This window comes from Morganella morganii (genome assembly GCF_041099235.1).
Lineage (GTDB): Bacteria > Pseudomonadota > Gammaproteobacteria > Enterobacterales > Enterobacteriaceae > Morganella > Morganella morganii_E.
In genome coordinates this window covers 232,308-258,165 of record NZ_JBFZSO010000006.1, presented here as the reverse complement: position 1 = coordinate 258,165, position 25,858 = coordinate 232,308, and the positions used below count along the sequence as shown (strand labels likewise).

The window sequence follows — 25,858 nt, the reverse complement described above, 5'->3', positions numbered from 1 at the left end:
GCCTGTTATTCCCCCGGTCTGAAGATACCAATCACCTGTTCATCTTTGCGCACATGCTGCTCCGCATGCGCATCCGCCCGGCGCTCAAGATGGCCGCACTGTACACACTGCACCACGTCCACATTATCCTCGCGCCACATGGCGAGAGTGTCCTGTGCCTGACACTCAGGGCATACCGCGCCTGCAATAAACCGTTTCCGGTTGCTCATTTTTCTGCTCCTGTCTCTGTCCGTCCGCTGCCCGGAGAGTCTTCCGTCAGGTTCCAGCTGTCCGGCTGATGTTTTTCCCGTTTCATTTCATTATCAAACAGATTTTCCAGCTCACGCCGCGCCTCTTTCACCCGGGAGATATGCGAGATCTCCTCTTCCGCCTGCGGGATAAGCTCACGCAGCAGCTGCATATCCAGCCTGCGGAATAATTGCTGCGCCCGGTGCGCTTCTGCCGGATGCGTACCCAGCCCGATCAGGGTTTTACGCGCCAGTTCCAGTGCCGATGAGAAGGTTTCGCGGCTGAACTGTGTTACGCCGTGCGTAAGCAGCTCGTGTGCCTCCACACGTCCGCGGGCGCGGGCAATAATCTGCAGGTGCGGGAAGTGCTCCTGACACAACTGCACGATTGTCATGGTATCTTCCGGCTTATCACAGGTAATGACAATCACCTTTGCTGTCTCTGCCCCGGCAGAACGCAACAATGCGAGTCCGGTCGCATCCCCGTAATAAACCTTATAGCCGTAACGGCGCATGGCGCTGACCGCACTGACATCTTTTTCCAGTACCGTCGGATGAATTTTGTTCGCCATCAGCAGACGGCCGATGACCTGCCCCATCCGTCCGAAACCGACCAGAATCACATGCGGGTGGTTATCCTCCACAAACGGGGTTTCACCTGTTCCCGGTTCGGCATTATTGTAACGGCGTGCCAGAATCATATCGATGCCCTGCATCAGCAGCGGCGTGGTCATCATGGAAAGGGTGACCACCACCAGCAGCAGCGCCATCTGATGATCCGTAATCACACGGCTGGCCAGCGCTGCCGAGAACAGCACGAACGCAAATTCCCCGCCCTGACTGAGCACCCCGGCAAACTGTAAGCGTCCGCTGCGCCGGCAGGTCAGATGTGCCAGCAGATACAACACCGTCATTTTGACACTCACCAGCACAATCACACCCAGCAGAATTTGCGGCAGATACTGCCACAGCACACCGATATTCAGCGACATACCGACAGAAATGAAGAACATCCCCAGCAGCAGCCCTTTAAACGGTTCGATGGTGATCTCCAGCTCATGGCGGTATTCCGTATCCGCCAGCATCACACCCGCGATAAATGTCCCGAGCGCCATGGAAAACCCGAGCTGCTCCATAAACACCGCTGAGCCTATCACCACCAGCAGCGAGGCGGCAGTAAAGACTTCACTGACCCCGGATTTCACCACCAGCCGGAACAATGGCCGCAGCAGATAACGTCCGCCGATCAGCAGCCCGGCAAAAGCCAGAATTTTGATACCGATACGATACCAGTCGCTGCCCGCTGTTTCCCCGCCCAGCAGAGGGATCACCGCAAGGATAGGGATCACCGCCATGTCCTGGAACAGCAGCACAGAGAATCCCATCTGGCCGCTGTCGTTGTTGGTCATGCCCTTTTCATCCATCAGCTGTAACGCCATCGCCGTGGAGGACATCGCCATTCCCAGCCCGCCGACCACCGCCGCCTGCCAGGAAAAATCCGTCAGCCAGAGCAGTACCCCGAGGATCAGGGCGGAGAACACCACCTGCGCGGTACCGGTACCGAAAATAGATCGCCGCAGTTTCCACAGCTCACGCGGATTCAGCTCCAGCCCGATAAGAAACATCAGGAATACCACACCAAGTTCAGAGAAGTGCAGCAGCTCATTGACGTTTTTGATAAACCCCAGCCCCCACGGGCCGATAGCAATTCCCGCCAGCAGATACCCCAGTACCGCGCCGATACGCAGCCGCTGCGCCACCGGCACCATCACCACGGCTGCCGCGAGAAACACAATACCCGCATGCAGCAGGTTGCCGTCAGTTGGCTCCATTTTTACGCCCTCCGGTCAGTTGTGGTGCCCGCAGCCAGTCACAATACGCCTGCGCCTGTTCATGCAGCATGGCTTTTCCCTGGCGGCGCGCGGCATAGAGAATCACCGGTGCCAGCCAGTGCATTTCACACAGTGCAGCCGTCAGCTCAAACGGTCTCAGTAACTCACTGATCGGAAAACGGTTATAGCCGCCGTGCTGGTAGGCTTCCGCCGGTTCCCCGGTGGTGATCACCTGGCGCCAGTATTTGCCGGACAGCTGTCTGCCGCCCTGTTCACCGGAAAAATCACGGGTCAGTACACGGTCAAACCACTCTTTCAGCAGCGCGGGGCAACTGTAAGTGTACAGCGGATGCTGAAACACAATGATGTCATGCTGCCGCAGCAGTTCCTGCTCATGGCGGATATCGATAAAGAAGTCCGGATAGGTGCCGTACAGGTCGTGCACCGTCACATGCCTGAGTTCTGACGCCGCAGAGATAAGCGCCTTGTTGGCGATGGAGTGATGCGGTTCCGGATGGGCGTAAATCAGTAATATGGTCGGATTATTTATCATCACTTCCTCTTAAAAACGTGAGAATCTTTGTGATTTTCGCTACTATGCCCGCTGCAACGATACTCCTCGCCTGCTGACGGGTGATTTGCTGCTGACAACGCACGAATTACATTAATTTTACTCTCAATTACTTACCCTATCGATATTTATGATTGTTTTCTCTTCACTTCAGGTTCGCCGCGGCGTCCGTGTTCTGCTCGACAACGCAACGGCCACCATCAATCCGGGCCAGAAAGTCGGACTGGTGGGAAAAAACGGCTGCGGTAAATCCACGCTGCTGGCACTGCTCAAGGGCGAATTACAGGCCGAAGCAGGCAGTGTGTCATTTCCGGGAAACTGGTCCATGGCCTGGGTTAACCAGGAAACCCCGGCACTGGATGAACCGGCGATCGAGTATGTCATTGACGGTGACCGCGAATTCCGTGAGCTTGAGGCAAAATTACAGCAGGCGAATGAACAGAATGACGGCCACGCCATTGCCGTGATCCACGGTCAGCTCGACACACTCGATGCCTGGACCATCCGTTCCCGCGCTGCCACACTGCTGCACGGACTGGGATTCTCACAGGAGCAGCTTGACACACCGGTACGGGATTTCTCCGGGGGCTGGCGTATGCGCCTGAACCTGGCACAGGCACTGATTTGCCGCTCGGATCTGCTGCTGCTCGATGAACCGACCAACCACCTGGATCTCGATGCCGTGATCTGGCTGGAAAAATGGCTGAAGAGCTATCCCGGCACCCTGATTCTGATCTCCCATGACCGCGATTTCCTCGATCCGATCATTGATAAAGTCCTGCATATTGAACAAAACGGCCTGTTTGAATACACCGGTAACTACTCCTCCTTTGAGGTGCAGCGTGCCGAGAAAATGGCCCAGCAGCAGGCTCAGTATGAAAGCCAGCAGCAACGCCGCGCACATCTGCAAAAATATGTGGATCGTTTCCGCGCCCAGGCGACCAAAGCCAAACAGGCGCAGAGCCGTCTGAAAATGCTGGAACGCATGGAACTGATTGCCCCGGCACTGGCGGATAACCCGTTCCGTTTCAGTTTCCGCCCACCGGAAGCACTGCCGAACCCGCTGCTGAAAATGGAAAAAGTCAGCGCCGGATACGGTGAGAAAGTGGTGCTGGATAATATCAAACTGAACCTGGTGCCCGGCTCGCGTATCGGCCTGCTCGGCCGTAACGGCGCGGGTAAATCCACCCTGATTAAAATGCTCGCCGGTGAACTGGAGCCGTTACAAGGCAAAATTGGTCTCGCCAAAGGCATCAAACTGGGTTACTTCGCCCAGCATCAGCTGGAATTTTTACGGGCAGATGAATCCCCGTTACAGCATATGGTGCGCCTGGCGCCGGATCAGACCGAACAGCAGCTGCGCGATTACCTCGGCGGTTATGGTTTCAAAGGTGATCAGGTAACCGATAACACCGGGCGTTTCTCCGGCGGGGAAAAAGCGCGTCTGGTACTGGCGATGATTATCTGGCAGCGCCCGAATCTGCTGCTGCTCGATGAACCGACCAACCACCTGGATCTGGATATGCGCCAGGCGCTGACCGAAGCCCTGATCGAATTTGAAGGGGCGATCGTCGTGGTTTCCCACGATCGTCACCTGCTGCGATCCACCACCGATGATCTGTATCTGGTACATGATGGTCAGGTCGAACCGTTTGACGGCGATCTGGATGATTATCAGCGCTGGCTGGCAGACAGTCAGAAACAGATGCGCCAGAGTGCGGAACCGGCGGCGGAAAACGGTGAGGAAAAAAATACTGTCACCGCACAGGATCGCAAAGAGCAGAAACGCCGTGAGGCGGAATTCCGCCAGCAAACTCAGCCGCTGCGCAAAGAATCTGAGAAACTGGAAAAAACCATGAGCCGGTTATCGGATGCCATTGCTGTGATTGAGGAAAAACTCGGGGACAGCGGCCTGTATGATCAGTCCCGTAAAGCCGAGCTGAGCACCTGCCTTCAGGAACAGGCGCAGTTCAAAGCGGAGCTGGAAGAGGCGGAAATGGCCTGGATGGAGATTCAGGAAAACCTCGAAGCCATGACACAGGCATTTGAAAACCAGTAAGTGATAAAGAGCGGCATTGCCGCTCTCTTTTCTTATCAGCCGTCCAGGCTGTTAATCATGGTGCGGGCATTGATCACCAGCTGCCGCGCCTGCTCTTCCCGCCGCTGTAACAGCGCCATAAACAACAGATCCGTCACCGTATTCTGTGCCGTCCGCGAGGAAATGGATGAACTGCGCCACTCATTTTCTTCCGCGACCGTTTCCAGCACATAATCCGCCATTTTCGCCAGCGGTGACTGACGGTTCCCGGTAATCGCAATCAGCGTGGCATTCTGTTTTTTCGCCGTGGCGGCGGTGACCAGCATATCCTTGCGTTTGCCGCTGAATGACAGTACCACCAGCACATCTTTTTCAGTCAGTGTCTGGGAAAAGGCGATCTGGATATGGTGATCCGCTTCCGCCAGTGTCATCAGCCCGATTTTCTGGAGCTTATAGGCCAGATCTTTCGCCGTCAGCCCGGAGCCGCCGATACCGGCAACCTGAATACAGCGGGCATTATCCAGACACGCAACAATCTCTGCCATCTGTTCAAAATCGAGCCGCCGTGTGGTTTCCGTAATGGAATTCTGCTTTTCCTGTGCCAGTTTCTGTGCGATCACCAGCAGCGGATCATGTGCTTCAATCCGGTTATGCAGCGCCTGCTGCTGATTGGCTGCCAGCACCCGGTTGCGGCCAATCTCTTCACTGATAGCGACTTTCAGTGCCGGAAATCCCTTAAATCCCAGTTTCTGACTAAACTTCACTATAGCGGACTGACTCACGCCCACCCGCTCCGCCAGTACCTGAGAGGAAAGTGTGACGGTTTCTTCCGGCTGCGCCAGGATAAAATCGGCAATATGCTGCTGATTGGTCGCCAGCTCTGCTTTTACCCAGCTGATTTTTGTCAGGATCGCCATATATGTCTGTTTTCCTTCTGCGGAGAATAAAAAAGGAATAAATTATTTTAACGAAAGCGACGAATTATTCCTGATAAATAACGTATCTGAACAACAAAAAATATATTTATATTCAATTAAATATAAAGAATAAAACAATGGGAGAAACGAAAATATTCCTGCTATAGCATCATAGTTGAATAGATTGCTCTGTGATAATTCTCACAAAAAAAGAATATTTAATTCTTTAGCATGCGATTATATCTTATACAAAGGATCACGCATGAAGATTGACTTAACCTCTATGATTACCGAGAGCCGCAACCCGGCCAGCGCAGATATCGACAGCCTGCCGACATTAGATATGCTGCGGGTGATTAACCGCGAAGACCAGACCGTGGCCCTTGCCGTGGAAAAAACACTGCCGCAGGTGGCACAGGTGGTGGATGCAGTGGCACAGGCATTCCGTCTGGGCGGACGGCTGATTTATATGGGCGCGGGTACCTCCGGCCGTCTCGGGATACTGGATGCCAGTGAGTGTCCGCCGACCTTCGGCACCCCGGCAGAACAAGTAGTCGGTCTGATTGCCGGTGGTCATAAAGCCATCCTGAAAGCCGTTGAAAATGCGGAAGATAACCGTGAACTGGCGGTGAGTGATCTGAAAGCCCTGAATTTCAGTAAGAAAGATGTGCTGGTCGGGATCGCTGCCAGCGGCCGTACCCCTTATGTACTGGGTGGTATGGAATACGCGCTGTCACTCGGCGCAACGGTCGCCGCCGTCAGCTGTAACCCGGACAGTGAAATGAGCCGTCTGGCCGGTATCGCCATCACACCGGTGGTCGGCCCGGAAGTCATTACCGGTTCCTCCCGCATGAAAGCCGGCACCGCCCAGAAACTGATACTCAATATGATCACCACCGGCGCCATGATCCGCTCCGGGAAAGTGTACGGCAACCTGATGGCAGATGTGGAAGCAACCAACGCTAAACTGGTTGAGCGGCAGAAACGTATTGTGATGGCCGCAACGGAATGTGACAGAGCGACCGCAGAACAGGCTCTTGCCGCCTGTGACGGACACTGCAAAACCGCCATCGTGATGATCCTGGCACAACTGAGTGCCGGTGACGCCAAAACCCTGCTGGCACAGCATCAGGGGTTTATCCGTGACGCGCTGACCGGCGCAGCATACTCTTAACGCAAGGTAATCACCATGGCCAAAATCAGTCAGTCAACCATCATACAGATTCTGGATGCCATCGGCGGTCCGGGTAACGTGGCGCACAGCGGCAACTGTATGACCCGCCTGCGTCTGACACTGAACAACACACAGCTGGCGGATAAAATCGCCATCAGGAAAATTGAGGGCGTGCTGGGTGTGATTGAAAGTGATGAGCAGTTCCAGATTGTACTGGGGCCGGGCAAAGCACAGACCGCCGCAGAGCTGATGCAAAAGTATCTGGATGAGCATGTGCCCGGCAGTGAACCGGACAGCCGCAGCCTGAAAGAGATTGCCGCGGATCAGAAGCAGCATCTGAAAGAGAAACAGACAAACCCGGTGCAGCGTTTTCTCGCCAAATTCGCCACTATTTTTACCCCGCTCATTCCGGGATTTATCGGTGTGGGTCTGCTGCTCGGCTTTGCCACACTGTTTGAATCGCTCTGGGTCACCGGCAATCCGTCCCCGAACGGTACACTGGTCGAAGTGCTGAGCTACATGAAGGTCTTCGGCAAAGGACTGTTTACCTTTATGGGGATCCTGATCGGGTATAACGCGCAGAAGGCCTTCGGCGGTTCCGGTGTCAATGGTGCTATCATCGCGGCGCTGTTTATCCTCGGTTATGATCCTCAGGCGACCAAAGGTTTCTACTCCGGTATGGAAACGTTCTTCGGTCACGGCATTGACCCGCGCGGTAACATTATCGGTATTCTGATCGCCACCATCACCGGTGCATGGGTGGAGCGGCAGGTGCGGCGTTTTATCCCGGCGAACCTGGATATCATTCTGACCTCCGCCATCACCCTGCTGATTATGGGCGCACTGACCTTTATTGTGATTATGCCGATCGGTGTCTGGCTGTTTGACGGCATGTCCTGGCTGTTTATGCACCTCAACGCCAACCCGTTCGGGGCGGCAGTTCTCGCCGGTCTGTTCCTGATTGCGGTGATGTTCGGCATCCATCAGGGCTTTATCCCTGTGTACACCGCGCTGGTCGGCACCCAGGGTTTTAACTCCCTGTTCCCGATCCTCGCTATGGCGGGTGCCGGTCAGGTCGGTGCTGCGCTGGCACTGTATGTCCGCGCGAGAAAAGACTCGGTGCTGCGTAATCAAATCCGCGGTGCGATTATCCCGGGCTTCCTCGGCATCGGTGAACCACTGATCTACGGTGTGACCCTGCCGCGAGTGAAGCCGTTTATAACTGCCTGTTGCGGCGGTGCGGCGGGCGGGTTCTTTATCGGGCTTGTCGCCTGGTTCGGCTATCCGGTCGGACTGAATACCGTTTTCGGGCCATCGGGGGTTATCGCGATTCCGGTCATGACATCCGACAGCGGTATTTTCACCGGGATGGCGGTCTATACCGGCGGGTTACTCGTCGCCTATCTGGCCGGATTCCTGTTTACCCTGCTGTTCGGCAGTAAGAATGTGGATTTAAGCTGATTTCTATTTTGCTGCAGTGATAAAAAAACAGACCGCAATGCGGTCTGTTTTTCATTCAGCTTCTGTTTTTGTTCCGCAGGTTATATTATGTCGCTATTCAAGCCAGATGAGCGGCACACAGGCGGCGGTGAGTAACCCCATCACAATATTGAAGGTGAACCAGGCATTGCGGCTGCGCAGAAAACGGCCGATAAAGGCACCGAATCCGATCCAGATAAGCCCGGCAACCAGATTCACAGAGACCATCACGATACTCATCACCCCGACAGACAGCATATAGGCATCACCGCTCAGGCTGTAACTGCCGACCGCCCCCAGCCCCATCAGCCAGGCCTTGGGATTGATAAACTGCAGCAGTGCCCCCTGATACCAGGTGACCGCCTTACTGACCTGCGGTTCATTAAGCTGCTGATACGGTGCGGTGGCCAGTTTTTTGGCAAGCCACAGAAGGTAAAGACTGCCGGCAATTTTCATAGCAGTATGCAATTTGGGATAAATCAGTAAAATAGCCGCAACACCAAAGGCTGAAAGGTATAATACCGTCTGCATGCCGAGCATAATACCGGCCATCAGTACCAGCGTGCGGCGGAAGCCGAGCTGTGCACCGGAGGCGGTCAGTAACATATTATTGGGGCCGGGCGTGACTGCCGCGATAAACATAAATACGGAAAGTGAGATAAAAAGGTGTGCGGTCATGAGTAATCCGGCAACGTGGTCATTTTCTTCCCGGAAAATTACCAGTATGTTTTTCATTAAACAAGAGATGTTTTTTCATTACGAATCTAACTATGTCTAGTCATTTTCAACCGATTTCCTGGGCAACCAACCCGCACCTGCAAACGTTGCTGCCCCGGATTTTCCGCCGGAAACCGACGATAAAGCCATTCTGGCAGCGCCTGACACTGCCGGATGATGATTTTATTGATCTTGCATGGAGCGAAGATCCCGATACTGCACACCATAAACCACGGCTGGTCATCTTTCACGGGCTGGAAGGCAGTTTCCGCAGCCCGTATGCTCATGGCATCCTGGCCGCAGCGGCCCGCCGGGGCTGGCTGGGTGTTGTTATGCATTTTCGCGGATGCAGCGGCGAGCCGAACCGTTCCAAACGAATTTACCACTCCGGTGAAACTGAAGATGCCCGTTATCTGCTGAACTGGTTGCAGGATACCTACGGAAAAGTACCGACCGGTGCGGTCGGTTATTCACTCGGCGGCAATATGCTGGCCTGTTATCTTGCCGAAGAAGGTGAGAATGCCGCAGTGGATGCCGGGATTGTGGTCTCCGCCCCGCTGATGCTGGAGCCGTGCTCTTTCAAAATGGAAAAAGGCTTTTCCCGCTTTTATCAGTGGTATCTGCTGAAAGGGCTGAAACGCAATGCCACCCGCAAGCTGGTGCGCTACCCGAATTCACTCCCGACAAACCTGCTGCATATCCGCGCGATTAAACGGATCCGCGAATTTGATGACATTATCACCTCGCGGATCCACGGCTTCCGCGATGCCTCGGATTACTACCGCCGCTGCAGTGCCCTGCCGAAACTCCCTGCCGTACGTAAGCCGATGCTGATCATCCACGCCAAAGATGATCCTTTTATGGCACAGGAAGTGGTGCCGGATCTGTCACAACTGCCGCCGTGTGTGGAGTACCAGATGACCGAACACGGAGGCCATGTCGGCTTTGTGTCCGGCAGCTGGCGCCGCCCGCGTTTATGGCTGGAAGAGCGCATCCCTGAATGGCTCGCGCCGCATCTGGCCGCAAAGGAGACACCATGATTATTCCCTGGCAGGATATCGCGCCGGAAACACTGGAAAATATCCTGGAAAGTGTGGTGCTGCGCGAAGGCACCGATTACGGCGAACATGAAAAATCACTCAGTGATAAAGTGGCGGATCTTTACACGCAACTCAAAAACGGCGACATTGTGATTGTCTGGTCGGAATTACACGAAACACTCAACATCATGCCGTCGGCACAATTCCGCGGCTGAATCAGCCGGAGGAAACGCCGCATGTCACGGACCCACCCGATTATCGCCGTTACCGGCTCCAGCGGAGCCGGTACCACTACCACCAGTCAGGCTTTCCGTAAGATTTTCCAGCAGCTGGATGCGGTTCCGGCCATTATTGAAGGCGACAGTTTTCACCGTTACACACGTCCGGAAATGGATGCCGCCATCCGCAAAGCCCGCGAACAGGGGCGTCACATCAGCTATTTCGGCCCCGAAGCCAACGATTTTGGCCTGCTCGAAAGCACATTCCGCCAGTACAGCGAAAACGGCAGCGGCGAACGCCGCAAATACCTGCATACCTATGATGAAGCCGTGCCCTATAATCAGCTGCCCGGCACCTTCACCCCCCGCGAGGCACTTCCTGCCGGGACGGATGTGCTTTTCTATGAGGGATTACACGGCGGCGTGGTCACACCGGAGCATGATATCGCCGGACATGTGGATCTGCTGGTCGGTGTGGTACCGATAGTTAATCTGGAGTGGATACAGAAATTAGTCCGTGACACCAATGATCGTGGTCATTCGCGGGAGGCGGTGATGGATTCCGTCGTGCGTTCGATGGATGATTACATCCGCTATATCACCCCGCAGTTTTCCCGCACCCACATTAATTTCCAGCGGGTACCAACGGTGGATACCTCAAACCCGTTCTCGGCCAAATCCATTCCGTCACAGGATGAGAGCTTTACCGTGATCCGCTTCCGCGGCCTGAAAAAAATCGATTTCCCCTATTTGTTATCCATGCTCCAGGGTTCCTTTATTTCCGCCTCAAATACCATTGTCGTCCCCGGCGGAAAATTAGGGCTGGCGATGGAATTAATAATGGCACCGCTGGCAGAGCAATTATTGCAGGGAAAACAAATAAACAAGCGATAAAAAAACCGGGTAATAATGTATTACCCGGTTAGTGTTCAAAAATAAAAATAATATTTCAAAAAATTATTCAATATTCTTTACTTCAAAACTATGTGTAATGTTAACACTTTCGCCTAACATTAATGAAACAGAGCAATATTTCTCAGCGGATAACTGCACGGCTCGTCCGACAACATTTTCAGTCAGGTCACGGCCGGTCACAATAAAATGCAGATTAATATGAGTGAATAAACGTGGCGCGGTTTCACGACGTTCAGCGGTGAGTTTTACATCACAATCAATGACTTGATTACGGCCTTTTTGCAAAATAGAGACAACATCAATGGCGCTGCAGCCGCCGGTTGCCATCAGTACCATTTCCATCGGGTTCGGGGCTTTTTCACCGGCATTACCGTCCATTGTAATCTGGTGTCCTGACGCGGATTCCCCTAAGAAAGTCATGTTCTCAACCCACTTTACACGCGCTTCCATTTTTATACCCTCATCATCAATATAATTCACGACAGACTACCCTTTCATTCACGGGCTGGCAATCTATCTCATAGTTTATTATGCTGAAGCGAGACAGTGGAAGACAGGACCGTTTTCCTGTGCTAAAAACACGGCAAGGATTTATCTATGGCTAAGATCAATATCTTTCCGTGAGGATTATTATACTATTTTAATAAACTAACTTGCCGGAAATTCAGCAAGTTAATATGATAAGCTAAAACTTTATATAATTGCAGAGCGTAAACAACGGTTTGCAATAACTAACAACAGAGGATAACGCGAATGGTTCTCGGCAAGCCACAAACAGACCCCACGCTTGAATGGTTTTTGTCTCACTGCCATATCCACAAATATCCATCCAAAAGCACGCTTATTCATCAGGGCGAAAAGGCAGAAACACTCTACTATATTGTAAAAGGTTCTGTTGCGGTGCTGATCAAAGATGAAGAAGGCAAAGAGATGATTTTATCCTATCTCAACCAGGGTGATTTCATCGGTGAACTCGGATTATTTGAGGAAGGACAGGAACGTACAGCGTGGGTACGGGCAAAAAGCGCCTGCGAAGTTGCAGAAATCTCGTACAAAAAGTTCCGCCAGCTTATCCAGGTTAACCCGGATATCCTTATGCGCCTTTCCGCGCAGATGGCAAGCCGCCTGCAAACCACATCAGAAAAGGTCGGAAACCTTGCATTCCTTGATGTGACAGGCCGCATCGCCCAGACATTACTGAACCTGGCGAAACAGCCGGATGCGATGACTCACCCGGACGGTATGCAAATCAAAATTACCCGTCAGGAAATCGGCCAGATTGTGGGATGTTCCCGCGAAACTGTCGGCCGTATTCTGAAGATGCTGGAAGATCAGAACCTGATCTCCGCACACGGTAAAACCATCGTGGTATACGGCACCCGTTAATCCGGACCGCCCTTATCACCAAAACAGGCGCATCTGCGCCTGTTTTTTTGTTTCTGGATCCCGCCGTTTTACTGCATTTCCCGGAAATCATTCAGGGTTTTTGCCAATCGTTTCATCCCTTCATCCACATCGGCTTTTTCAATAATCAGCGATGGCGTGAAACGCAGAACATTGGTACCGGCGTTAAGCAGCATCAGGCCGTTTTTGGCCGCCAGTCCCAGCAGGGTTTTTGACTGATCGCGATAGATACCCGCCAGTTCGGCACCAATCAACAGGCCTTTGCCGCGAATCTCCGCAAACGCGCCGAATGTGCTGTTCAGGGATTGCAGTGCATCCGCAAACCACTGATGGCGCTCATTCACTCCAGCCAGCAGTGCCGGGTCGTTGATCAGATCAAAGGCCGCATTGCCGACCGCACAGGCCAGCGGGTTGCCGCCGTAGGTTGTACCGTGCGTACCGGGTACCATCACCTGTGCAATATCCTGTTTTGTCAGCATGGCACTGATCGGAAAACCGCCGCCCAGCGCTTTGGCGGTGGTCAGAATATCCGGTTCAATCCCGTAATCCATATAGGCAAACAGTTTTCCGCTGCGCCCCATCCCGCTCTGCACTTCATCAAATACCAGCAGCGCCTGATGTTTATCACACAACTCACGCAGACCCTGCATAAAGACCGGTGTGGCCGGCGTGATCCCGCCCTCGCCCTGGACAGGTTCCAGCACCACGGCACAGGTATGATCGTCCATCACTGCTTTGACAGCATCGAGGTCGTTAAAAGGCACATGAATAATATCCGCCGGTTTCGGTCCGAAGCCATCGGCATATTTCGGCTGACCGCCGACAGACACCGTGAACAGTGTCCGGCCATGGAAGCCGTGATGAAAAGCGATGATTTTGGTTTTATAAGGATGATGGCGGGTCAGTGCATAATGACGCGCCAGTTTGAATGCAGCTTCGTTTGCCTCTGCACCGGAGTTGGCAAAGAAAACCCGCTCCGCGAACGTGTGGTTTATCAGCTTCTGCGCCAGTGTCAGCGCCGGTTCATTGGTAAAAATATTGCTGACATGCCAGAGCGACTCACTCTGGGTTTTCAGTGCCGCGACCAGTGCCGGATGACAATGACCCAGCGCCAGTACGGCAATGCCCCCGGCAAAATCAACATATTCGGTGCCGTTCTGATCCCACACCCGGCTTCCCTGACCTCTGACAGGAATAAAATCAGCCGGTGCATAAATTGGCAGCATCACTTCATCATAAGTGCCGCGCGTAACCGCATTCTGTTTTGTCATCGTTCCTTACCTGATCTATCCACAAGTGAAAATATAATCACCAAATATGAATAAAAAATCAAATCAAAACGAATGAAAAAACAGAACCGGGGATAAAATAAGCAATAACTAATTAGTATTTCAGGAAATTATTCAGGAGTTCATGCCCCTGCTCACTGAGAATACTTTCCGGATGGAACTGTACACCTTCAATCGGCAGGGTTTTATGGCGGATCCCCATGATTTCATCCACATTGCCGTCATGCAGGCTCCATGCGGTAACCTCAAACGAGGCCGGTAATGTTTCCGGGGCAATCACCAGCGAATGATAGCGGGTGACGGTCAGCGGACGGTTCAGACCTTTGAACACACCCTGCTGATTATGATGGATCGCGGTGGTTTTGCCGTGCATCACTTTACGTGCCTTCACCACCTGCGCGCCAAATGCCTGGCCGATAGCCTGATGCCCGAGACACACCCCGAGGATCGGGATTTCACCGGCGAAATGGCTGACCGCATCCAGTGAAATACCGGCTTCTGACGGCGTGCAGGGACCCGGTGAGATCACCAGATGAGATGGCGATAATTGCTCAATATCACTGAGGCTGACGGCATCATTTCGTTTAACCTGTACATCTGCACCTAACTCACAGAAGTATTGATACAGGTTATAAGTAAATGAGTCATAATTATCGATAATTAATAGCATGATTATCTATATCCGACTGATATATTTATCTTTTTTATTTTCAAACTGCTGTATCAGGCATACGTTGACAATACCCTGCAACCCGGGGGGATTGCACAGACAGTTTCATGAAGCGGGCTATAATACCACAGCCGGACAGAGAAAATAGCCCGAATGCGGCATGGTGCCGCAGAGGCAGATATCGTCTTATTCAGACTATCAGGGAGTTTGACATGCTTACGGGGAATATCCGAAAATATTCCCCTTAGTCTGCACGAAAATACGGTTTATTTTACGATAGTTGCAGAAATAATTTTGATCGGTGTCGATGGCACGTTCTGGTACGGACCGATGTTTTCTGTCTTCACTTTTGAGATTTTATCGACAACTTCCATACCGTTCACGACTTTACCAAACACAGCATAGCCAAAATCGCGCTGACCGTGGTCGAGGAATGCATTATCCGCTACGTTAATAAAAAACTGGCTGGTTGCACTGTCTTTATCTGCGGTACGCGCCATCGCAATGGTACCGCGCAGGTTACGCAGACCGTTATCCGCTTCATTTTTTACCGGCGGGCGGGTCTGTTTCTGATTCATATCCGCCGTAAAGCCGCCGCCCTGCACCATAAAGCCCGGGATGACACGGTGGAATGTTGTATCGTCATAGAATTTATCGGTGACATACTGCTTGAAATTTTCCACAGTTTTCGGCGCTTTTTCATTATCCAGCGCAATTTCAAAATCGCCTGCGGTGGTGGTAAATTTAACATGCGTCTGCTCCGCTGCGAACGCCAGCGACGTTGCACTGAGGGTACAGGCTGCCACAAATGTAACTAAAACACGTTTTAACATTCCCAATTCCTTTCAACGAAATAAACTGATACTAATTTTATCGATTTTAATGGGCAATGGCGCTGAGCGCCACCGATTTACTTTAATTTACCTTTACCGCCGGGATAACTAAATTAATATAAGAATTTTTCACGTATTTGTACTGATGATATTCTGCGCACAGCCGGTAATTTAGCAAAATAAGACGAAACAGCTCATTCTGCTGATGCTTTTATTGCATTTAACGCGTAAATATAAATATCACATTGATTTTTATGTTTAAATTTCATTTTTTAATGAAAAACTCAACTTATGCCAAATAAAAAATAACACCCGTCTGTATAGACGATAATAAAGCGCTCTGTTTTTTATCTTTTTACGCGTAAATATTCGTGTTTTTTTCACCGGGAAGACTTTGTTTTCTCCGGATTATATCGGTTACCACACACAGCCCGGTTATTGTTATTACTTTTTTCCGCCCTGTGAATAAACAGGCACAGTAATCTGTCTGCCGCAGTTCTTAAACAACTGGCATTAGGCTATAATCATCCCGGTTTCGACCTGAGGAGAACAGATTTTGACCATTAAAACGCACAACTACCAAGCGACCCATTTTGTCATCAGCGCACCGGATATCCGCCATTTACCGGAAGATACGGGGATCGAGGTGGCGTTTGCCGGTCGCTCCAATGCCGGAAAATCCAGTGCACTGAACGCGCTGACACAGCAAAAAAGCCTGGCGCGGACCAGTAAAACACCGGGGCGTACCCAGCTTATTAACCTGTTTGAAGTCACTGAAGGCTGCCGTGTGGTTGACCTGCCGGGCTACGGTTACGCCGAAGTTCCGGAAGCGATGAAACGCAAATGGCAGGCAGCACTGGGTGAATATCTGCAAAAACGCGATTGTCTGCGCGGCCTGGTGGTGCTGATGGATATCCGCCATCCGCTCAAAGATCTGGATATGCAGATGATTGAATGGGCTGTGGCTATGCAGGTACCGGTTCTGGCGCTGCTGACCAAAGCCGACAAACTGGCCAGCGGCGCACGTAAGAAGCAGCTGATGGCGGTGCGTGATGCACTGACAGACCTGAGTGAAACCGGCGATATTCAGGTGGAATATTTCTCGGCCCTGAAAAAAATCGGCATTGATAAGTTACGCCTGAAACTGGACACCTGGTTCAGCGAAAGCGACGCAGAGTGATCCTCTGACATATCCGCTCATGAAGAAGCCCGCATACAGCGGGTTTTTTATGCAAAAAAAATGCTCCGGTCAGACATTGTCTGACCGGAGCAGCTAATATTCAGCTAAATCCGATTACGTGAAGTAAAAGGTCTGAAAGATAGAACATCTTACCTCTGTACCCTACGCGAATAACTTTACCGCAAATTTACCGACAAAAAAACCTTTTTTGTAATTTTTTTTCAGATTGCGCACGATTCAGCTTGTCATAAAACCGTCAAATTCCTTCCAAATGTACTTTAATTACATATTTATGCGATCTGGATCTATAGGTAGTCCGGGGCTATCCGCACAAAATAGCAACAAAACAGCACAAATGATGCCGTTTTCACACCATACTGTTATGATAGTCTGAGCGCATCCGGGAGTAAGTCTCCCCATAATTTTTATTGATATTAGTGAGTTAGCTATGGCATTACTGACATTACGGCATTTTCCTGATCCCTGCCTGCGGGAAACGGCCCAACCCGTCACGGTTTTTGATGACGAACTGAAAACATTTGTCACGGATATGACAGAAACCATGTATGCCGAACGGGGTATCGGCCTTGCCGCGCCGCAGGTGGGTGTCTGTAAGCGTGTGATTATCGTGGATGTCTCTGAAAACCGCGATCAGCCGATGGCACTGATTAATCCGGAATTTATTCAGTGCGACGGCGAAATGATGATGATGGACGGCTGCCTGTCCCTGCCGGAGAGCTACACAGAAACTCAGCGCTACTCCGCTGTTACGGTCCGCTATCAGGATATAAACGGTACAGAACATACCCTTGATGCGGAAGGATTACAGGCGGGCTGCCTCCAGCACGAAATCGACCATCTCAACGGCAAGCTGTTTATCGACCATCTCTCGCCGCTGAAGCGCCAGCGCATTGAGAAAAAAGTGAAGAAAACCCTGAAAATGCGGGAAGAAAACGCGTAACAGACCCGCTCCGGGGCCAATGCCTTTACGCTATAGGTTTCAGTCTGTGGCAAGGCGGCAAAGGAAGAAATCCGGGGAGCATACACCAGTATGTGACCCGGATTTCTGAGTGCGGCCAACATGATGCCGAATGCTAAGGCTAAATCATTCGGTTTGCAGCAAGGCAGCAAGCGGAAGGAACCGGGACACAATGCCTTTATGCTATAGATTTCAATTTGTGGCAAGGCGGCAAAGGAAGAAATCCGGGGAGCATACACCAGTATGTGACCCGGATTTCTGAGTGCAGCCAACGCGGCCACGGATTGAAAGATGACGCGTAAATTAGTGGGCTTCGTCCCAATTGGCTCCGACTCCCGCTTCTACTTTCAACGGCACATCCAGTTTCATCGCTGCTTCCATCAGCCCGCGGATCTTCTCTGCCATCTCTGCCTGCTGCTCTTTTCTGACTTCAAACACCAGTTCATCGTGTACCTGCATAATCATCAGCGCATCGATATTCTCTTTTTGCAGCCAGTCATCCACGGCAATCATCGCTTTTTTGATGATATCCGCTGCGGTGCCCTGCATCGGGGCGTTGATCGCCTCGCGCTCAGCGGCCTTGCGGCGCATACCGTTACGGGAATTGATTTCCGGCAACCAGAGACGGCGGCCTTCCAGCGTTTCGACATAGCCTTTTTCTGCCGCATGTTCGCGGGTGCGGGCCATATATTCCAGCACGCCCGGATAACGCTCAAAATAGAGATCCATATAGCGCTGTGCTTCACCGCGCGGGATCCCCAGCTGGCGGGCAAGACCAAAGGCGCTCATGCCGTAAATCAGACCGAAGTTGATCGCTTTCGCGCTGCGGCGCTGATCAGACGTCACTTCATCCAGCGGCACACCAAACACTTCGGCGGCGGTTGCACGGTGGATATCTTTGCCTTCAGCAAAGGCTTTCAGCAGCCCTTTGTCCTGTGACAGATGCGCCATGATACGCAATTCAATCTGGGAATAGTCCGCTGCCATAATGCAGTAGCCGTCACGGGCAATAAACGCCTGGCGGATACGGCGGCCTTCATCGGTTCTGACCGGAATATTCTGCAGGTTCGGGTCACGGGAAGAAAGGCGGCCGGTCGCGGTTACGGCCTGGTGATACGAGGTATGCACACGGCGGGTTTTCGGATCCACCATCAGCGGCAGTTTATCGGTATAGGTGGTTTTCAGTTTGGACAGGCTGCGGTGTTCGAGGATCACGCGCGGCAGCTCGTGGTTATCCGCCAGCTCTTCCAGCACTTCCTCATTAGTTGACGGCGCGCCGCCCGGGGTTTTCTTCAGAACCGGCAGATTCAGTTTTTCAAACAGGATGGTTTGCAACTGCTTCGGCGAAGAGAGGTTGAACTCTTCCCCGGCAATCACAAATGCCTGCTTCTCCAGTTCATCCAGACGGGCAGTCAGCTCCACTGACTGTGCAGCCAGCACATTGGCATCGATCAGAACCCCTGTCCGCTCCATACGGGAGAGCACCGGCACCAGCGGTATTTCAATATCCTGATAGACGTGCAGCAGCGATTTTTCGGCTTCCAGCTGCGGATACAGCGCCTGATGCAGCAGCAGTGTGATATCCGCATCTTCCGCCGCATAATTGGCCGCTTCTTCCAGCGGGATCTGATTAAACGTCAGCTGCTTTTTGCCTTTCCCGGCGATATCTTCAAAGGTGGTGGTTTTGTAATTCAGATGACGATCGGCCAGGCTGTCCATATCATGACGCCCGGCGACACTGTTGAGCACATAGGATTCCAGCATGGTGTCAAAGGCGATTCCGCGCAGTTCCACGTCGTAATTTTCCATGATCCCGCGATCAAACTTCAGGTTCTGACCGATTTTCCGTATTTTTTCATCTTCCAGAATCGGTTTCATCACCCGCAGCACCTGCTCGGTTAACAACTGATCCGGCGCATCCAGATAATCATGGCCGATCGGCACATATGCCGCATGGCCTGCTTTCGCCGCAAATGACATCCCGACCAGACGTGCGGAAAGGTTATCCAGACTGTCGGTTTCGGTATCAAACGCAAACTCACCGGCCTCACGCAGGATATCGGCCCAGCGGTTCAGTGCCTCTTCATCAAGGATGGTTTCATAGTTTTCATTGCTGATTACCGGTACAGCCACCGGTGCTGCCGGGGTCTGTACTGCGGCAGCACTCACCGCTGCTTTTGACGGCGCGCTGCGGGTGCTTTTCTTCGCCAGCCAGCCGCCGTTTTCCAGATCACTTATCCAGCGTTTAAATTCATACTGTGTGAATAATGCATGCAGCTTATCTAAGTCCGGTTCCGTCAGCGCGAGGGAATCCCAGGTGCGGTCGAGTTCCACATCGGTTTTGATAGTCGCCAGAGTGTAAGAGAGATATGCCATCTCTTTGTTGGTTTCCATCTTCGGCGCGAGGGTTTTGGCACCACGGAAGCTCAGTCCGGCGATTTTATCCAGATCCGCATAGATATCATCCAGGCTGCCCAATCCCTGCAATAAGGCCTGAGCGGTTTTCTCACCAACACCCGGCACGCCCGGGATGTTATCGGAGGAATCGCCCATCAGTGCCAGATAATCAATAATCAGTGACGGCGGAACACCGTATTTGGTTTCCACTTCTTCCGGCCCGAGAATGGTATTGTTCATGGTATTGATCAGGGTGATATCCGGGGTCACCAGCTGCGCCATATCTTTATCACCGGTGCTGATCAGTACGGCGCGGCCTTCTGCCGCCGCCTGTTTCGCCAGTGTCCCGATGACATCATCCGCTTCCACACCGGAAACAGATAACAGCGGCATCCCCATCGCGACGACCATGTCATGCAGCGGCGCTATCTGCTCACGCAGATCATCCGGCATCGGCGGGCGGTGTGATTTATAGGCTTCAAACAATTCATCACGGAATGTTTTACCTTTGGCATCAAATACCACGGCAACATGGCTGGGTTCATACTGCATTATCAGGCTGCGCAGCATATTCAGCACGCCGTACATGGCACCGGTCGGTTGTCCGGCACTATTGGTCAGCGGAGGGAATGCGTGGTAAGCACGATAGAGGTACGATGAACCATCGACTAAAATCAAAGGGTTGTCTGCAATCTGAGCCATAATTGCCTTCACAGTATTAAATGGATTCTTGCGGGTAGCATGCCACAGACTGCGGCATCAGACGACTATTATCGGCCGCAGCCGTTAATCTTCCCGTACATCAGAACAGGACGGGGTTGCCCGGGAAATAAAAAATAACAAGCTGTGGATAACTTTGTGGGTAAATTTATGAACCCTATGTAAATCACTGTCTGCAGCGCGATATGCCTGAATCTCGTTCAAAAAAATCAATAGGTTATAAACGAATGCCGCAAGATAATCTGCCGTTGTAATCACTTGATTAATGTGGATAGTAAAAAAGCAATGGCGTTACCGCCATTGCTTCCCGGAGATTCAGATTCTGTGATCAGTTCTGTTTGAGCAGATAATTGACCGTATCAGAGAACGCTTTACCATATTCATTCACATCTTTGACTTCCAGACCGGCGTTGTTGATCTGGTATTTACCTTTGACAAAGACCGCCGGCACACCGCGTAATTTGTAATCCGCAGCGGCTTTCTGCTGCTTGGCAATCAGGGACTTCACAAAGATGCTGTTAGCGGCGGAATCATAATCCTCGCCGGTCACACCTGCTTTGATAAAGGCCTCACGGACATCAGCCGGGGTTTTAATTGTACCGGTTTTCTGAATGCCTTCGAACAGGATCGGAGTCACTTTGTCCTCAACACCCATCGCCATGGCCACAGACCAGGCTTTGGTCAGTTCAGGTCCCATCGGGCCGCCGAGGAAATCAACATGATAACGTTCATGTTTCGCCCCTTCCGGCAGATTTTTGCTGATGGATTCCGGCACTTTGAAGTTTTCTTCAAACTGGTAGCAGTGCGGGCAGTAGAAGGAGAAAAACTCCACCACGTCAGGCTGATTTGTTACCGGGGTGCTCAGTTCGGTGTACTCTTTTCCCGATACCGGGTTTGCAAAGACACTGAATGACATCGCAAATCCAATCAGCGCTAACCAAAGTTTCTTCATCTTTATCTCTCCTGAAAATCAATAAGGCAGAAAGCGCGTCAGCGGGGGCTCCGCCAGTACGGCTGTCTGTTCAGTCATCAGTGATTGCTGCTGTGACCAGAAATCACCTTCCGCCATCCACGGAAATGCCCGTGGAAAAGCAGGATCCTGCCAGCGGCGTGCCACCCAGGATAAAAAATGAACCATGCGCATGGCGCGCAGCGGTTCAATCAGTGCCAGCTCCCGCGTATCGAAGTCACAAAACTCCTGATAGGCATCGAGCAGAATATCCAGCTGATAACGGCGCGAATCCGTATCCCCGCTGAGCAGCATCCACAGATCCTGCACCGCCGGACCATTGCGGGCATCATCGAAATCCACCAGCCACGGTTCATCACGCCATAAAATATTACCCGGATGACAATCCCCGTGCAGACGGATGGCATGCCAGTCGTCGTGCCAGCGGGCAGATGTCTCACGGATCAGAGTATCCAGTGTCGCTATAAAGCTGTCACGACGCGCCTGCGGGATCAGCGGACACTGCGCGAGGATTTCACGCGGTGTCAGCAGATATTCCTGCAATCCGATGGACGGGCGGTGCACAAAACAGCGTTCCCGGCTTATCTGGTGCAGTCGTCCGAGCAGCCGCCCGGTGCTTTCCAGCTGATCAAGGTTATCCGTCTCATACGCCCGTCCGCCGACCGACGGAAACAGCGCGAACAGATAACCGTCCTGTGACAGCAGCGTGTCGCCGTCAAACGCCAGCGGTGCTGCGACCGGCAGCCCGGCCTGAGCCAGCGTCAGGGTCAGGTCGTGCTCCTCACGGATCTGCGCCTCATCCCAGCGCGCCGGACGATAAAACTTCACCACATAGCGGGTACGGTTTTCGTCCGTAAACTGATATACGCGGTTTTCGTAGCTGTTCAGTTCCGTCAGACCGGAATCAAGCCAGATACCGTAACGGCTCAGGCTGTCGATCAGGCGGTCAGGCCGGAAATCCTGAAAAGTGAAAACCGGCGGGGTAATCGTCTGCATTACTCTTTGATGATGCCGCGAGCACGTAACAGAGCGGTTTTAAAATCTTCTTCGTAATCTTTTTTCAGACCCGGAATGGCCTCTGTTGCCTCAGAGCCGCGCATTTTCAGGTGATAAATAAGAATATCATCGGTCAGGTCAGATAATTCACCCTCAAACCCGGCTTCGTCAGCCAGTTTCTGTAACATCTGCATCAGGTTCAGATCAGAATGTTGCTGCCAGACAGGGTGCAGAAGTTCGATAACCTCATTAAGACGATGACATTTCATAATAAATTCCTTATAAGCAAGATCGTAACACATTACCAATTATCCGCCGCTCCGGAAAGAACAGGACTGTCAGGATGCGTAAATATTGGCAGGCTGTAATAACTGCGGCGTATTATCCGTGATTATAACGACCATTGCATTGATATTCGCGCTCACTATACCGGAATCCTTGTTAAGATAAGTTCAGAATATTTATCAGAGATTGTCAGAGAAACTGAAAATGATGATGCAACTCAGCGGCTGTATTCTTGCCGGCGGCCGGGCCACCCGGATGCAGGGACAGGACAAGGGCCTGGTATTACTGGGCGGGATCCCGCTTTATCTGCACAGCGTAAAGCTGCTCGCCCCGCAGACAGATGACGTTTTTATCAATGCCAACCGCAATGCGCGGGATTATCACGCCACCGGCCTGCGGGTGATCGCGGATACATTACCGGATTTTCCGGGTCCGCTTGCCGGGATGCTGGCCGGTCTTGAAAACGCCCTGCACGACTGGGTGCTGTTTGTGCCGTGTGATGTGCCGCAGTTCCCGGCGGACCTGGCAGAAAAACTCTGGCAGCAGAAAGGCGATGCTCTGTGCGCTTATGCCTGTGATCACCAGCGGGCCCATCCGGCCTTTGCGCTGTGTCACCGCTCGCTGATCACGCCGCTGACAGAATATCTTATCGGCGGCGATCGCAAACTTCTGCTGTTTATGAATAACATCGGCGCAAAAGCCGTCACATTTGATGCAAATCCCGGTGATTTCATCAATCTTAATACCCTTGCAGAGTGCCGGGAATGGGAAAAACAGCACCGGCTGCCGCATCCGGTACCACTGCTGGCCGTCACGGCTTACAGCGGCACCGGTAAAACCACCCTGCTGAAAAAACTGATCCCGCAACTGCGGGAAAGCGGGCTGCGCATCGGGCTGGTCAAACACACACATCATGATATGGATGTCGATACCCCGGGAAAAGACAGCTATGAGCTGCGTAAAGCCGGCGCTTATCAGACTCTGGTGGTCAGTCAGGAGCGGTTTGCACTGATGACCGAAACCCCGGGCGGTGCGGAGCCTGACCTGATGCAACTGGCCGCCCGCTTTGATACACGGGAGCTGGATCTTATCCTGGTGGAAGGGTTCAAGGGGGAATCTGTACCAAAAATCGCCCTGTTCCGCGATGTGACTGACCGTCCGTACCAGACACTGCTGGATGAGTTCGTTATTGCGTTTGCGTCAGATAAGCCACGGCAGGATGTCACGGTGCCGCAACTGGATATCAACAATATCACTGCCATCCGCAACTTTATTGTCAGCTGGCTGGAAAACAATCCGTAACCGTCACTCATATCGGGCCTGACATAAAATCATGTTACCCGGCCCGATATGAGTCTCATCTGTATGCTCATACTTTTTATCCTGAAAAAACCATTTAATATTATTATTTCTTCTTTAAAAAGGGAGAAATATTGAATATGACGTTATTTGATCTATTCTGAATAACGTATTCGGTTGTATTTCCTGAAACAAAAAACGAGGTTTATTTATCATGAAAAAGTATTTCGTCACCGCGTGTCTGGTTGCTGCAAGTGCATTTTCCTCAGTGGCTCTCGCTGAACCTGCGGATATTCAGGTACCCGATAAAATGACCTGCAAAGAATTCGTTAATCTGAACCCGCAAAGCTGGGCACCGGTTGCCCTGTGGGTGATCAGCAAAGACACACAATACCCGGGCGGTGACTTTGTGGCACTGTCAGAAAAAGGGGTTGCGGAAGCACCTAAAATCGTTGAATTCTGCAAGAAATTCCCGGAAGGCACACTTCAGGATTACCTGGCTGCCCGCAATAAATAATTCCCCCGGAATAAATAATGAGGCGCCGGAGATATATTCCGGCGTTTTTATGCCACTATTCCGGCAAACTTTCCGCCGCATATTTGCTACAGTATATCTTTCAGCCGCTTTACCGGATAAAAGATATAATGAGTGACGAACTGATTCTGGTCGATGAACATGATAATACCCTCGGGTATGATGAAAAACTCCGCGTTCATCAGCTCGGATTACTGCACCGTGCGTTTTCTGTGTTCCTGTTTAATGATGCGGGTGAGCTGCTGATCCAGCAGCGTGCGCTCAGCAAATACCATTCCGGCGGATTGTGGGCCAACAGTTGCTGCAGCCATCCCCGCCGTGGTGAATCGCTGGAACAGGCGACGCAGCGCCGTCTGCAGGAAGAGCTGGGGATCACCTGTCCTCTGCGGCCTGCCGGCCATATCATTTACCGTGCAGAGGTTCCGCCGTCACTCATTGAACATGAATATGACCACCTGTTTACCGGTCACTATAACGGCCCGTTTTCCCTGAACCCGCAGGAAGTCGCTGCCGTGCGCCGGATATCACTCACTGACCTGAAAAAAGAGATGCATGACCATCCGCAACATTTTGCCGAATGGTTTAAGGTCATTGTCAAAAAAACCCCCTTATTACAGATAGCAACCTCATGACGCTGATTACAGAAGAACGTGCGCCTTCCGCACAGGAGTACTGCGCGCTGCGCATTAAGGCCGGATTATCGGCAAAATCACTGAAAGCCGCTGAGATCGGGCTGCCCAACAGTTTATATATCGTGACCATCCGTGATGACGGAACACTTATCGCCATGGGGCGCGTGGTCGGTGACGGTGCCTGTAATTTTGAGGTGGTTGATGTCGCCGTTGATCCGGCATATCAGGGTGCGGGGCTCGGCCGCCGGATAATGGACGATATCGATGGCTATCTTGCATCCGCCACACTCGAAGGCTCTTATGTCTCGATGGTCGCGGATAAACCCGGTTTCTATGAAAAACTCGGTTGGAAATCGGTCAGCCCGGCATCAGAGGGAATGTCGAAGAAGTTCGGGTGACCATCAGCTATTCAGAATAGTTTCGTCATATCCTCCTCCGGAAACAGTACTACATCCTCTTTAACATGGCCCGGCGTAGTGTCATTGTCATTACGTAAAAAGAAAGCAGGCCGGACATCGTCACGGCCTGCTTTGCAGACATA

Annotated in this window: 27 protein-coding genes and 1 pseudogene; 14 read left to right on the top strand and 14 right to left on the bottom strand. The window is 52.0% G+C overall.

From position 1 onward, the window contains the following. Positions 1-5 precede the first annotated feature (5 nt). From AB7038_RS12405 to kefG, 3 genes are read right to left on the bottom strand one after another with little or no spacing between them, the layout of a single operon-like run. Positions 6-209, bottom strand: coding sequence for a YheV family putative zinc ribbon protein (locus tag AB7038_RS12405; protein ID WP_025154795.1), 204 nt, complete (start codon positions 207-209; stop codon positions 6-8). Then, positions 206-2,059: a glutathione-regulated potassium-efflux system protein KefB gene (kefB, locus tag AB7038_RS12400; RefSeq protein ID WP_368889470.1), complete on the bottom strand. Its 1,854-nt coding sequence runs from the start codon at positions 2,057-2,059 to the stop codon at positions 206-208. Before kefB ends, AB7038_RS12405 begins: the two co-directional genes overlap by 4 nt. Further along, entirely contained in the window at positions 2,046-2,612 is a 567-nt protein-coding gene (gene kefG / locus AB7038_RS12395; RefSeq protein ID WP_369453413.1) for a glutathione-regulated potassium-efflux system ancillary protein KefG, read from the bottom strand. The genes kefB and kefG overlap by 14 nt, the downstream gene beginning before the upstream one ends. A gap of 148 nt (positions 2,613-2,760) precedes the next feature. On the opposite strand from kefG, the gene AB7038_RS12390 reads away from it, so the two are divergent. Continuing rightward, the gene (locus AB7038_RS12390; protein ID WP_368889472.1) at positions 2,761-4,689 is read left to right on the top strand and encodes an ABC transporter ATP-binding protein; all 1,929 of its coding nucleotides are present in this window, start codon (positions 2,761-2,763) and stop codon (positions 4,687-4,689) included. Positions 4,690-4,724: 35 nt separating this feature from the next. Here the strand turns inward: AB7038_RS12390 and AB7038_RS12385 are convergent, their stop codons facing one another. Next, positions 4,725-5,585 (bottom strand): SIS domain-containing protein, encoded by an 861-nt coding sequence (locus tag AB7038_RS12385; protein ID WP_108655635.1) that lies wholly within the window; start codon positions 5,583-5,585, stop codon positions 4,725-4,727. A 262-nt stretch (positions 5,586-5,847) separates the two neighbouring features. On the opposite strand from AB7038_RS12385, the gene murQ reads away from it, so the two are divergent. Both murQ and murP read left to right on the top strand, forming a co-directional pair. Continuing rightward, positions 5,848-6,759 (top strand): N-acetylmuramic acid 6-phosphate etherase, encoded by a 912-nt coding sequence (murQ, locus tag AB7038_RS12380; RefSeq protein WP_369453412.1) that lies wholly within the window; start codon positions 5,848-5,850, stop codon positions 6,757-6,759. Positions 6,760-6,774: 15 nt separating this feature from the next. After that, on the top strand, positions 6,775-8,220 hold the full coding sequence (gene murP / locus AB7038_RS12375) for a PTS N-acetylmuramic acid transporter subunit IIBC (RefSeq protein ID WP_368889474.1): 1,446 nt from the start codon (positions 6,775-6,777) through the stop codon (positions 8,218-8,220). Positions 8,221-8,313: 93 nt separating this feature from the next. Here the strand turns inward: murP and AB7038_RS12370 are convergent, their stop codons facing one another. Continuing rightward, positions 8,314-8,916 carry a LysE family translocator gene (locus tag AB7038_RS12370; RefSeq protein ID WP_072871381.1) on the bottom strand — a complete coding sequence of 201 codons (603 nt, stop codon included), beginning with the start codon at positions 8,914-8,916 and terminating at the stop codon, positions 8,314-8,316. A 92-nt stretch (positions 8,917-9,008) separates the two neighbouring features. On the opposite strand from AB7038_RS12370, the gene AB7038_RS12365 reads away from it, so the two are divergent. Genes AB7038_RS12365 through AB7038_RS12355 form a run of 3 tightly spaced genes read left to right on the top strand, consistent with a single transcriptional unit; the run spans position 9,009 to position 11,107 of the window. Continuing rightward, the gene (locus AB7038_RS12365) at positions 9,009-9,995 is read left to right on the top strand and encodes a hydrolase (protein ID WP_369453411.1); all 987 of its coding nucleotides are present in this window, start codon (positions 9,009-9,011) and stop codon (positions 9,993-9,995) included. Beyond that, positions 9,992-10,210, top strand: coding sequence for a YheU family protein (locus AB7038_RS12360; protein WP_368889476.1), 219 nt, complete (start codon positions 9,992-9,994; stop codon positions 10,208-10,210). Before AB7038_RS12365 ends, AB7038_RS12360 begins: the two co-directional genes overlap by 4 nt. A gap of 21 nt (positions 10,211-10,231) precedes the next feature. Then, on the top strand, positions 10,232-11,107 hold the full coding sequence (locus tag AB7038_RS12355) for a phosphoribulokinase (protein WP_004240728.1): 876 nt from the start codon (positions 10,232-10,234) through the stop codon (positions 11,105-11,107). A 63-nt stretch (positions 11,108-11,170) separates the two neighbouring features. Here AB7038_RS12355 and AB7038_RS12350 read toward each other — a convergent pair whose 3' ends face one another. Continuing rightward, positions 11,171-11,578: an OsmC family protein gene (locus AB7038_RS12350; RefSeq protein WP_015422409.1), complete on the bottom strand. Its 408-nt coding sequence runs from the start codon at positions 11,576-11,578 to the stop codon at positions 11,171-11,173. Between the two features lie 303 nt (positions 11,579-11,881). Here AB7038_RS12350 and crp point away from each other — a divergent pair, with 303 nt between their 5' ends. Beyond that, entirely contained in the window at positions 11,882-12,514 is a 633-nt protein-coding gene (gene crp, locus AB7038_RS12345) for a cAMP-activated global transcriptional regulator CRP (protein WP_004240730.1), read from the top strand. Positions 12,515-12,582: 68 nt separating this feature from the next. On the opposite strand, the gene argD is transcribed toward crp, so the two are convergent. From argD to ppiA, 3 genes are all read right to left on the bottom strand, one after another. Beyond that, positions 12,583-13,803, bottom strand: coding sequence for a bifunctional acetylornithine/succinyldiaminopimelate transaminase (argD, locus tag AB7038_RS12340; RefSeq protein ID WP_369453410.1), 1,221 nt, complete (start codon positions 13,801-13,803; stop codon positions 12,583-12,585). A 112-nt stretch (positions 13,804-13,915) separates the two neighbouring features. Then, positions 13,916-14,491: an aminodeoxychorismate synthase component II gene (locus AB7038_RS12335; protein WP_004236520.1), complete on the bottom strand. Its 576-nt coding sequence runs from the start codon at positions 14,489-14,491 to the stop codon at positions 13,916-13,918. Positions 14,492-14,757: 266 nt separating this feature from the next. Continuing rightward, positions 14,758-15,324 carry a peptidylprolyl isomerase A gene (gene ppiA, locus AB7038_RS12330; RefSeq protein ID WP_024473600.1) on the bottom strand — a complete coding sequence of 189 codons (567 nt, stop codon included), beginning with the start codon at positions 15,322-15,324 and terminating at the stop codon, positions 14,758-14,760. A gap of 556 nt (positions 15,325-15,880) precedes the next feature. On the opposite strand from ppiA, the gene yihA reads away from it, so the two are divergent. Beyond that, a complete protein-coding gene (yihA, locus tag AB7038_RS12325; RefSeq protein ID WP_004236522.1) occupies positions 15,881-16,504 on the top strand; it encodes a ribosome biogenesis GTP-binding protein YihA/YsxC in 624 nt (207 codons plus the stop codon). Between the two features lie 100 nt (positions 16,505-16,604). On the opposite strand, the gene AB7038_RS18180 is transcribed toward yihA, so the two are convergent. After that, on the bottom strand, positions 16,605-16,652 hold the full coding sequence (locus AB7038_RS18180) for a hypothetical protein (protein ID WP_438361642.1): 48 nt from the start codon (positions 16,650-16,652) through the stop codon (positions 16,605-16,607). A gap of 300 nt (positions 16,653-16,952) precedes the next feature. On the opposite strand from AB7038_RS18180, the gene def reads away from it, so the two are divergent. Next, entirely contained in the window at positions 16,953-17,465 is a 513-nt protein-coding gene (gene def, locus AB7038_RS12320; protein ID WP_072871389.1) for a peptide deformylase, read from the top strand. Between the two features lie 321 nt (positions 17,466-17,786). On the opposite strand, the gene polA is transcribed toward def, so the two are convergent. The 4 genes from polA to AB7038_RS12300 all read right to left on the bottom strand — a co-directional run bounded on the left by polA (position 17,787) and on the right by AB7038_RS12300 (position 22,835). Next, positions 17,787-20,582 carry a DNA polymerase I gene (gene polA / locus AB7038_RS12315; protein WP_369453409.1) on the bottom strand — a complete coding sequence of 932 codons (2,796 nt, stop codon included), beginning with the start codon at positions 20,580-20,582 and terminating at the stop codon, positions 17,787-17,789. A gap of 346 nt (positions 20,583-20,928) precedes the next feature. Continuing rightward, entirely contained in the window at positions 20,929-21,552 is a 624-nt protein-coding gene (dsbA, locus tag AB7038_RS12310; RefSeq protein WP_368889480.1) for a thiol:disulfide interchange protein DsbA, read from the bottom strand. Positions 21,553-21,570: 18 nt separating this feature from the next. Next, positions 21,571-22,557 carry a serine/threonine protein kinase gene (locus AB7038_RS12305; protein ID WP_440590469.1) on the bottom strand — a complete coding sequence of 329 codons (987 nt, stop codon included), beginning with the start codon at positions 22,555-22,557 and terminating at the stop codon, positions 21,571-21,573. A gap of 8 nt (positions 22,558-22,565) precedes the next feature. Next, positions 22,566-22,835, bottom strand: a complete 270-nt coding sequence (locus AB7038_RS12300; protein ID WP_108943476.1) for a YihD family protein — start codon at positions 22,833-22,835, stop codon at positions 22,566-22,568. Positions 22,836-23,055: 220 nt separating this feature from the next. On the opposite strand from AB7038_RS12300, the pseudogene mobA reads away from it, so the two are divergent. From mobA to AB7038_RS12275, 5 genes and pseudogenes are all read left to right on the top strand, one after another. Next, positions 23,056-23,598: pseudogene (gene mobA, locus AB7038_RS12295) on the top strand (molybdenum cofactor guanylyltransferase MobA); the annotation flags it as partial. Positions 23,599-23,634: 36 nt separating this feature from the next. Further along, positions 23,635-24,153 carry a molybdopterin-guanine dinucleotide biosynthesis protein MobB gene (mobB, locus tag AB7038_RS12290; RefSeq protein ID WP_368889608.1) on the top strand — a complete coding sequence of 173 codons (519 nt, stop codon included), beginning with the start codon at positions 23,635-23,637 and terminating at the stop codon, positions 24,151-24,153. 211 nt (positions 24,154-24,364) lie between these two features. After that, positions 24,365-24,667 carry an HdeA/HdeB family chaperone gene (locus tag AB7038_RS12285; RefSeq protein ID WP_004236529.1) on the top strand — a complete coding sequence of 101 codons (303 nt, stop codon included), beginning with the start codon at positions 24,365-24,367 and terminating at the stop codon, positions 24,665-24,667. 128 nt (positions 24,668-24,795) lie between these two features. Next, on the top strand, positions 24,796-25,317 hold the full coding sequence (gene idi / locus AB7038_RS12280) for an isopentenyl-diphosphate Delta-isomerase (protein WP_368889482.1): 522 nt from the start codon (positions 24,796-24,798) through the stop codon (positions 25,315-25,317). Continuing rightward, positions 25,314-25,715 carry a GNAT family N-acetyltransferase gene (locus tag AB7038_RS12275; protein WP_369453407.1) on the top strand — a complete coding sequence of 134 codons (402 nt, stop codon included), beginning with the start codon at positions 25,314-25,316 and terminating at the stop codon, positions 25,713-25,715. The genes idi and AB7038_RS12275 overlap by 4 nt, the downstream gene beginning before the upstream one ends. Positions 25,716-25,858 lie beyond the last annotated feature (143 nt).

What these genes read in the sequence shown, in the direction of transcription:
- AB7038_RS12405 (WP_025154795.1), bottom strand. Translation starts at nt 209, where the DNA reads ATGAGCAACCGGAAACGGTTTATTGCAGGCGCGGTATGCCCTGAGTGT.
- kefB (WP_368889470.1), bottom strand. Translation starts at nt 2,059, where the DNA reads ATGGAGCCAACTGACGGCAACCTGCTGCATGCGGGTATTGTGTTTCTC.
- kefG (WP_369453413.1), bottom strand. Translation starts at nt 2,612, where the DNA reads ATGATAAATAATCCGACCATATTACTGATTTACGCCCATCCGGAACCG.
- AB7038_RS12390 (WP_368889472.1), top strand. Translation starts at nt 2,761, where the DNA reads ATGATTGTTTTCTCTTCACTTCAGGTTCGCCGCGGCGTCCGTGTTCTG.
- AB7038_RS12385 (WP_108655635.1), bottom strand. Translation starts at nt 5,585, where the DNA reads ATGGCGATCCTGACAAAAATCAGCTGGGTAAAAGCAGAGCTGGCGACC.
- murQ (WP_369453412.1), top strand. Translation starts at nt 5,848, where the DNA reads ATGAAGATTGACTTAACCTCTATGATTACCGAGAGCCGCAACCCGGCC.
- murP (WP_368889474.1), top strand. Translation starts at nt 6,775, where the DNA reads ATGGCCAAAATCAGTCAGTCAACCATCATACAGATTCTGGATGCCATC.
- AB7038_RS12370 (WP_072871381.1), bottom strand. Translation starts at nt 8,916, where the DNA reads ATGACCGCACACCTTTTTATCTCACTTTCCGTATTTATGTTTATCGCG.
- AB7038_RS12365 (WP_369453411.1), top strand. Translation starts at nt 9,009, where the DNA reads ATGTCTAGTCATTTTCAACCGATTTCCTGGGCAACCAACCCGCACCTG.
- AB7038_RS12360 (WP_368889476.1), top strand. Translation starts at nt 9,992, where the DNA reads ATGATTATTCCCTGGCAGGATATCGCGCCGGAAACACTGGAAAATATC.
- AB7038_RS12355 (WP_004240728.1), top strand. Translation starts at nt 10,232, where the DNA reads ATGTCACGGACCCACCCGATTATCGCCGTTACCGGCTCCAGCGGAGCC.
- AB7038_RS12350 (WP_015422409.1), bottom strand. Translation starts at nt 11,578, where the DNA reads ATGGAAGCGCGTGTAAAGTGGGTTGAGAACATGACTTTCTTAGGGGAA.
- crp (WP_004240730.1), top strand. Translation starts at nt 11,882, where the DNA reads ATGGTTCTCGGCAAGCCACAAACAGACCCCACGCTTGAATGGTTTTTG.
- argD (WP_369453410.1), bottom strand. Translation starts at nt 13,803, where the DNA reads ATGACAAAACAGAATGCGGTTACGCGCGGCACTTATGATGAAGTGATG.
- AB7038_RS12335 (WP_004236520.1), bottom strand. Translation starts at nt 14,491, where the DNA reads ATGCTATTAATTATCGATAATTATGACTCATTTACTTATAACCTGTAT.
- ppiA (WP_024473600.1), bottom strand. Translation starts at nt 15,324, where the DNA reads ATGTTAAAACGTGTTTTAGTTACATTTGTGGCAGCCTGTACCCTCAGT.
- def (WP_072871389.1), top strand. Translation starts at nt 16,953, where the DNA reads ATGGCATTACTGACATTACGGCATTTTCCTGATCCCTGCCTGCGGGAA.
- polA (WP_369453409.1), bottom strand. Translation starts at nt 20,582, where the DNA reads ATGGCTCAGATTGCAGACAACCCTTTGATTTTAGTCGATGGTTCATCG.
- dsbA (WP_368889480.1), bottom strand. Translation starts at nt 21,552, where the DNA reads ATGAAGAAACTTTGGTTAGCGCTGATTGGATTTGCGATGTCATTCAGT.
- AB7038_RS12300 (WP_108943476.1), bottom strand. Translation starts at nt 22,835, where the DNA reads ATGAAATGTCATCGTCTTAATGAGGTTATCGAACTTCTGCACCCTGTC.
- AB7038_RS12285 (WP_004236529.1), top strand. Translation starts at nt 24,365, where the DNA reads ATGAAAAAGTATTTCGTCACCGCGTGTCTGGTTGCTGCAAGTGCATTT.
- idi (WP_368889482.1), top strand. Translation starts at nt 24,796, where the DNA reads ATGAGTGACGAACTGATTCTGGTCGATGAACATGATAATACCCTCGGG.
- AB7038_RS12275 (WP_369453407.1), top strand. Translation starts at nt 25,314, where the DNA reads ATGACGCTGATTACAGAAGAACGTGCGCCTTCCGCACAGGAGTACTGC.